The sequence below is a fragment of the Collinsella sp. SGI.184 genome (assembly GCF_050313415.1).
Classification (GTDB): domain Bacteria; phylum Actinomycetota; class Coriobacteriia; order Coriobacteriales; family Coriobacteriaceae; genus Collinsella.
This window is the reverse complement of sequence record NZ_JBNPLJ010000018.1, coordinates 40,767-47,367: the sequence shown is the minus strand read 5'-3', so window position 1 is coordinate 47,367 and position 6,601 is coordinate 40,767. Positions and strand designations below refer to the sequence as shown.

Sequence of the window (6,601 nt, the reverse complement as noted above, 5' to 3'; positions counted from 1 at the left end):
GAGCGATGCAATTTAAAAAATGCCAAGTTTTTGGTTTGCACTTTGCGATTCCTCGTGTATACTGACTTTCGCATTTAACGGAGAGTTGTCCGAGTGGCCGAAGGAGCACGATTGGAAATCGTGTAGGCGTCAAAAGCGTCTCCAGGGTTCAAATCCCTGACTCTCCGCCAGTTAATTCCAAAGCAGGCCTTTGTGCCTGCTTTGTTTTTACCCCACGCGGAGGGGTGGCAGAGTGGTTGAATGCGGCGGTCTCGAAAACCGTTTGGCCTGTATAAGGTCACGAGGGTTCGAATCCCTCCTCCTCCGCCATTTTGGTTGAGAAAGCTCCCAACAAAGGGAGCTTTTTTTGATTCCCTTACAGACAAATACGGCGGCGGAGGAGGGGGTTCGAACCCGCCAGGGCGTTCAACACCAACCCAGATCTCCAAACATGTACATCACCCTCCAAAGATGTCAAAAAATGTCGTTTTTGGATGCTGATGTACATGTTTGGAACCTGTGACCGCGCCCAGTTCCGACCGTTTACCGAGCAATGGGGTCACGACCTCCCACAACCATGTACTATGTACGGGCATTTTCCAATCCAACTACCCAAAGGAACCCACCTTGCCCGTCATCGCCACTGTAATCGTTACCGCACACGCCTCGGATGCCATGGTTGCCATCCCGTTTTGGCTCGAGATGTTCGCTGTCGTCGCGGCATCGATTTCGGGTGTACTGGTTGCGCGCGAGCACAAACTCGATCTGGTGGGCGCCGTCGCGCTCGCCGTGGTCTGCGGTCTGGGCGGCGGTCTTTTGCGCGATATGACGCTCCAGGTGGGCAACGTCTACATCCTTAACCAGCCCATGGCGCTTCCGCTGTCCATCGCCACGGCGGCCATCATCTACATCTTCCCTGCCATCGTCGACAAGCCCGACAAGCTCATCCCCCTGCTCGACATCATCTCGGTGGGTATTTATGCGGCAACCGGCGCAGATAAGGCGCTCGTGTACGGATTTGCACCGGTCGTGTGCATCATGATGGGCTTTTTTACCGCGGTAGGCGGCGGCATGCTGCGCGATGGTTTTATGGGCGTGGTGCCGGGTATTTTCCAGCGCACCAACTTCTATGCCATCGCGGCTATCGCTGGATCGGCAAGCTATGTTTGCCTTGTCATGAGCGGCTTGGTCAGCAATGTCGTCGCGCTGGTCGTTTGCGTCGCAGTGACCATGGGCCTGCGCTGGCTCTCGCTGCGCTTTGACATCAAAAGCCCCACCGAGGACGATATCGCGCGTTTCCTACATCGTAAAAAATAGATTGCACGGCCCGGCCCATCGCAAGGTGACAGCCTATCTACAACCGGCCGCAGGCCCGATATCCCGCGACGCCTTACGTAGGCAATTGCCCATGCAGAATACTGCAACCGCGAGTTTCTTTTAGAGCGAAGGCGCAATGGGTACCATATTGGGCGTATGCAAATCACCAAGCAAAGGATTCACCATGCCTCACAACCAACCCGCGGCGGCGCAACATCACAACATGCGCGAACACCTCATTATGGCCTTCGCGCTTATCGCGCTGGCGTTTACCGCGCTGCCTTCCATGGCATTCGCCGGCACCGACACCGCGGGCAATGTTTTCGTGTCCGACGGGGATTCCAGTCCATCCGGCGTCGGGGGCGATCTGTACTGGGCCGGTCAAAGCCTTAGCCTGGACGACGCATCCATCGACCGCGATATCATCGCCGCCGGCGAAAGCCTGTCGATTCGCGACTGCACCGTAGGCGGCGCCGTTCGCCTGGCAGCGCGCACCATCGATATCGCCAAGACCACCATTGATGGAAGCGTGACAGTTGCCGCTCAGCACGTCGTACTTAACTCCGGCAGTACCGCCAATTGCTTCTATGCCGCAGGTGAGACGGTTGCCCTGCGCGGCTCCGCCAAGTCGGCAGTGCTCGCGGGCAGTACGGTAACCATCGACGGCACTGTCGATGGCGATGTTGAGGTCTGGGCCGACAAGCTGGTGCTCGGCAAAAACGCCAACATCACCGGCACCGTAAACGCTCATGTCTCACAGGATCCCGAACGCGCCGACGGCGCCAAAGTGGGAGCCCTCAAGATCGACCGCACCGAGAACGAGGATACCTCCACCATCAACGACGTCATCGGCGGCATCGTTGCCGCAGCTCTTTCCACCTGCTTTGTCGCGATTCTCCTTGAGCTCGTCTTTCCGCGTGCAACAGCCAGCGCGGCCGGCATGCTTCACCAGCACCCCGCCCCGCTGTGGGTGAGCGGTCTTTTGGGCACGGTAGCCGCCGTTCCCGCCATCTTGCTGCTCATCATCTCGATTGCCGGCCTGTCGCTCGCCGGAGCCCTGATGTGCGGCGTCATCGGCATCGCCCTGGTCTCGGCGGCCTTTGCGGGCACCGCGATCGCACGCATGGTCGGGCACAGCCAGAACCGCTACGCCATGGCCGCTGTGGGCGGCGCCATCGCCGGCGCCCTTACGGCACTTCCCCTTATGGGCAACTTTATCAGCGGCGTAGCCTTCGTCTTTATGCTGGGCTATCTCATTCAGATCATCTGGCGCAACGCCCACGTCAAGCCGCAACAGGCCCCCAACACCCCGGGCCTTCCCTCCGCCTAACCGCCAACCACCGCAAAGGTGTCCTTTCTCTTTGTGGTGGTACAAAAAGGGCGCCGGCCGCGATGGTCGACGCCCTTTCTTGTGAATGCTACAGAGTTCAGCGCTTATTTGTTGACCTGACCGGCGCGAACGGCAGCCTTCTTGCGATCGGTGGCGTTGAGCAGACGCTTGCGCAGACGGATGTTCTTGGGGGTGATCTCCACCAGTTCGTCATCGGCGATGTACTCCAGCGCCTCCTCCAGCGAGAAGGTGCGAGGCGGCACCAGCTGCACGGAGATATCGGAGGTCGAGGAACGCTGGTTGCCCAGGTTCTTGGTACGGGCGATGTTGACGACCATGTCGCCGGCCTTGCTGCGCTCGCCCACGATCATGCCCTCGTAGCACTCGACACCCGGCTCAACAAACAGCTGGCCGCGCTCCTGCAGCGTGCCCAGAGCGTAGGCAACGGCCTTCTCGGTGGTCATGGAGATCATGGCGCCGTTCTGACGGTTGCCGATCTCGCCGGCGTAAGGACCGTACTCCAGGAAGGTGTGATAGAACACGCCCTCGCCGTGAGTGACGTTCATGATGCGGTTCTTAAGGCCCATGATGCCGCGGGTCGGGATCTTAAACTCAAGGTGCGTCACGATACCCGATGTGTCCATGCTGGTCATAATGCCGCCAGAGGTGCCAAAGACCTCGACGACCTTGCCCGAGTACTCGTCCGGGCACTCGACGACAGCCTGCTCGACGGGCTCCATCTTGTTGCCGTTCTCATCCTTCTTAAACAGAACGCGGGGACGGCCGACCTGGAACTCAAAGCCCTCGCGACGCATGGACTCCATCAGGACGGACAGGTGCAGAATGCCGCGGCCCGAGACCTCGACGCCGCTCTTGTCCTCGAGCTCCTCGATCTTCATGGTCACATTGTTCTCGGCCTCATTGAACAGGCGCTCCTTGAGCTGACGGGCGCCCACAATGTCGCCATCGCGGCCGACGAGCGGAGAGGTCGAGGCCTCAAAGACGATGGACAGGGTCGGCGGATCGATCTCGATAGGCTCGAGCTCGACGGGGTTCTCGGGATCGGTGTAGACATCGCCGATGTCGGTGCGCTCGATACCCACGACGGCGGCAATGTCGCCGGCGCCGACTTCCTGGCACTCGGTGCGGCCCAGGTAGTCGAAGGTAAAGAGCTGCTTGACGGTAGCGGTGGCGCTGGAACCGTCGTTCTTGACGACCAGGATCTGATCGCCCTGGCGAATGGTGCCGGAGTACACGCGGCCAATGCCGATGCGGCCGACAAAGTTGGAGTGGTCGATGGTCACGCACTGCATAGCGAGCGGCGCGGTCTCGTCAACCTCGGGCGCGGGCATGTCGTCGATGATCATGTCGAGCAGCGGGTACATGTCCATGTTGCCGTCGTTGGGGTCAAGGCGGGCAAAGCCATTCATGGCGCTGGCATAGACCACGTGCTCCATGGCAAACTCGAGCTGGTCGTCGGTGGCGCCCAGGTCGGCCATAAGGTCCAGACAGTCGTTGTAGGCCTTCTCGGGGTTGGCGCCCGGACGGTCGATCTTGTTGATGACGATCATGATCTTAAGGCCGGTGTCGATGGCGTGACGTAGGACGAAGCGGGTCTGGGGCATGGGGCCCTCAAAGGCGTCGACCAGCAACAGGGCACCGTCGGCCATGCGCAGCACGCGCTCGACCTCACCGCCAAAGTCGGCGTGGCCCGGGGTGTCGATGACGTTGATCTTAACGTCCTTGTACTCGATAGAGATGTTCTTGGCGAGAATCGTGATGCCGCGCTCGCGCTCCTGGTCGTTGGAGTCCAGGACGCGATCCTCGACCTGCTGGTTGGCACGGAAGGCGTCCGTGGCACGCAGGAGCTTGTCAACCATCGTCGTCTTACCGTGGTCGACGTGGGCGATAATGGCGATGTTCCTCAGATTGTCTACGCGCATGTAGTTCCCCTATCTTCTATCTATATACAAACGGCACGCGTATGTGACCCGTCCAGCAACACAACGCTCGGCGGGAATATTGAGCCTTTTACCGAAAACTCGTTTATTTTAGCGATTCTAGATGAGAGGGGTTTCCTCACCTGCAGGTTCAGGGTCGCTCCACATAAAACCATCGCCGGCGCCCATGCCCTCGTACAGCACATATGCCGAAAAACCGCTCTCGAGCGTGGTCTCGAAGAAGCTAACGAGCAAAGCGTCGTGATATCCGCCCTCGATCTCCACACAACCGGTGTAGCCGATGGCATAGCGGGCGATGCGGCCCAGGCCTTCGTCCTTGAGACCCATCTTGTGCTCGGAGATAAAGTTGGTGGCAGCCTCCAGGCATGCCTCCTCACCGTCCTCGTCGAGAGCCGCAAGATAGCGGTTGGAGGCGGCATCCTCGATCGCCACGACAACGCCCGGGTTTTCACCGGCGGCAAGGTCGTCCAAAAACGCACCGATCAGATCGCACACCATGGCGTCGAGCTCGGCGGAGACGTTACCGGCGTCCTGCATATCCTGTGCCATCTTTTGACCTTCCCATCGCATTCGGCGTCGTTATAACTCCTGTGCCTCGGCCGCGATTCTGGCGGCAGCGTCACGGGCGCGAACCATATCCGCCGCGCGCTTGTCGAGCACCTTGATCTGGCTGGTCAGCATTACCGCATCGACCACGCCCCAGATCACCAGGCCCGCCGAAATCGAAAACCCAAGCGCACCAACTGTACCACGAAGCCGCGACAAGATTACCGCGGCAAGCGCGGAGACAACAACCATCTTGATATAGGAGTCACGGCGCTCGCGAAGGGTGCGAGCCTGCGTCACATACGCAATGCGCGCGGCCTCAAATGCCTCGGCGCGTATATGGGCCTCACGCGCGATAGCGGCTGCTTCGGTCGACACACTGGTACCCATCAGCGCTCGCCGTGCATCGTGCTCAACCGACATTTAGAAATCATCGGGCGAGAGCGTGTGGACAAACTCGTCAAACTTCTCGAACTCACTCTCGTCGTCAACCTCGTCGGCAAGCGGAGAGACGGTGCCCAAGCGATTCATGATGTCGTCCTCCACAAACATGGGGGCATTGCTGCGCACGGCAAGGGCGATAGCGTCGCTCGGTCGTGCGTCAAGCATACGCTCGCCCCTATCGGTGTGCACGACGACCGTCGCGTAGAACACCGGCGGCTCGGCGCGCACGATCTCGATACGCTCGATCTTCGCTCCCACCACTTCGATGGTATCGAGCAAAAGATCGTGGGTGATGGGGCGATCGGTGCGGCCGGTATCGATACCGCGGCTGATGGCCGCTGCCTCGTAGGAACCGGTCTGGATGGAAAGAGAGCGCAGCGGCGCGGACGAATCCGACTTACGGCAACGCTCGCGCAAGACGATCAGCGATGGCACGGGACCGGCGGCCATGACGATGGTCTCTATGTCGACACGAACCATGGAACACCTCCGGTACGTTGTGATTGGCATGCGCGGCAGCTCCGCCGCATTGAATAGCTATACTACCCAAACTTTCGCACCGCACACAAAAACTTATTGGATAGATAAGAAAAGAGCCCCGAGGCAATAGCTCGGGGCTCTTTACATTTTAGATGGTGGACCTGACAAGATTCGAACTTGTGACCTCCCGGTTATCAGCCGGACGCTCTAACCAACTGAGCTACAGGTCCATCATGGTGGAGGTTAGGGGGATCGAACCCCTGACCTCAGGCTTGCAAAGCCCGCGCTCTCCCAGCTGAGCTAAACCCCCACGGAGACAGTAATAAACACCCCAGCGGCGACTCGGCTCTCGCTGGGGTGTTTATTGCGAAAGAAAGTGGTGGACCTGACAAGATTCGAACTTGTGACCTCCCGGTTATCAGCCGGACGCTCTAACCAACTGAGCTACAGGTCCATCGCGCAAGGGATATATTAGACGAGTCGTTACGCGCGCGTCAACAACTTTTTTGAAAATCTTTGGGAGGGGTGGTCGCTGGGCTGGCGA

At 59.4% G+C, this 6,601-nt stretch carries 6 protein-coding genes and 5 tRNA genes; 4 read left to right on the top strand and 7 right to left on the bottom strand.

The window, feature by feature from the left end; translation table 11 throughout:
- Nucleotides 1-79 precede the first annotated feature (79 nt).
- The 4 genes from ACQRAJ_RS07035 (at nucleotide 80) to ACQRAJ_RS07020 (ending at nucleotide 2,626) form a co-directional block, all read left to right on the top strand.
- Nucleotides 80-170, top strand: a tRNA-Ser gene (locus tag ACQRAJ_RS07035).
- A gap of 48 nt (nucleotides 171-218) precedes the next feature.
- A tRNA-Ser gene (locus ACQRAJ_RS07030) sits at nucleotides 219-309 on the top strand.
- 297 nt (nucleotides 310-606) lie between these two features.
- Nucleotides 607-1,296, top strand: a complete 690-nt coding sequence (locus ACQRAJ_RS07025) for a trimeric intracellular cation channel family protein (RefSeq protein ID WP_229770653.1) — start codon at nucleotides 607-609, stop codon at nucleotides 1,294-1,296.
- A gap of 184 nt (nucleotides 1,297-1,480) precedes the next feature.
- On the top strand, nucleotides 1,481-2,626 hold the full coding sequence (locus tag ACQRAJ_RS07020) for a hypothetical protein (RefSeq protein WP_427748163.1): 1,146 nt from the start codon (nucleotides 1,481-1,483) through the stop codon (nucleotides 2,624-2,626).
- A 104-nt stretch (nucleotides 2,627-2,730) separates the two neighbouring features.
- Here ACQRAJ_RS07020 and typA read toward each other — a convergent pair whose 3' ends face one another.
- The 7 genes from typA to ACQRAJ_RS06985 form a co-directional block, all read right to left on the bottom strand.
- Nucleotides 2,731-4,569, bottom strand: coding sequence for a translational GTPase TypA (typA, locus tag ACQRAJ_RS07015; RefSeq protein WP_154516764.1), 1,839 nt, complete (start codon nucleotides 4,567-4,569; stop codon nucleotides 2,731-2,733).
- Between the two features lie 117 nt (nucleotides 4,570-4,686).
- Nucleotides 4,687-5,136 (bottom strand): hypothetical protein, encoded by a 450-nt coding sequence (locus ACQRAJ_RS07010; protein WP_154516767.1) that lies wholly within the window; start codon nucleotides 5,134-5,136, stop codon nucleotides 4,687-4,689.
- A 30-nt stretch (nucleotides 5,137-5,166) separates the two neighbouring features.
- Nucleotides 5,167-5,556 (bottom strand): hypothetical protein, encoded by a 390-nt coding sequence (locus tag ACQRAJ_RS07005; protein ID WP_427748161.1) that lies wholly within the window; start codon nucleotides 5,554-5,556, stop codon nucleotides 5,167-5,169.
- Nucleotides 5,557-6,057 (bottom strand): bifunctional nuclease family protein, encoded by a 501-nt coding sequence (locus ACQRAJ_RS07000; RefSeq protein WP_427748159.1) that lies wholly within the window; start codon nucleotides 6,055-6,057, stop codon nucleotides 5,557-5,559.
- Between the two features lie 153 nt (nucleotides 6,058-6,210).
- A tRNA-Ile gene (locus tag ACQRAJ_RS06995) sits at nucleotides 6,211-6,287 on the bottom strand.
- Nucleotides 6,288-6,291: 4 nt separating this feature from the next.
- A tRNA-Ala gene (locus tag ACQRAJ_RS06990) sits at nucleotides 6,292-6,367 on the bottom strand.
- A gap of 67 nt (nucleotides 6,368-6,434) precedes the next feature.
- Nucleotides 6,435-6,511, bottom strand: a tRNA-Ile gene (locus ACQRAJ_RS06985).
- Between the last annotated feature and the right edge of the window lie 90 nt (nucleotides 6,512-6,601).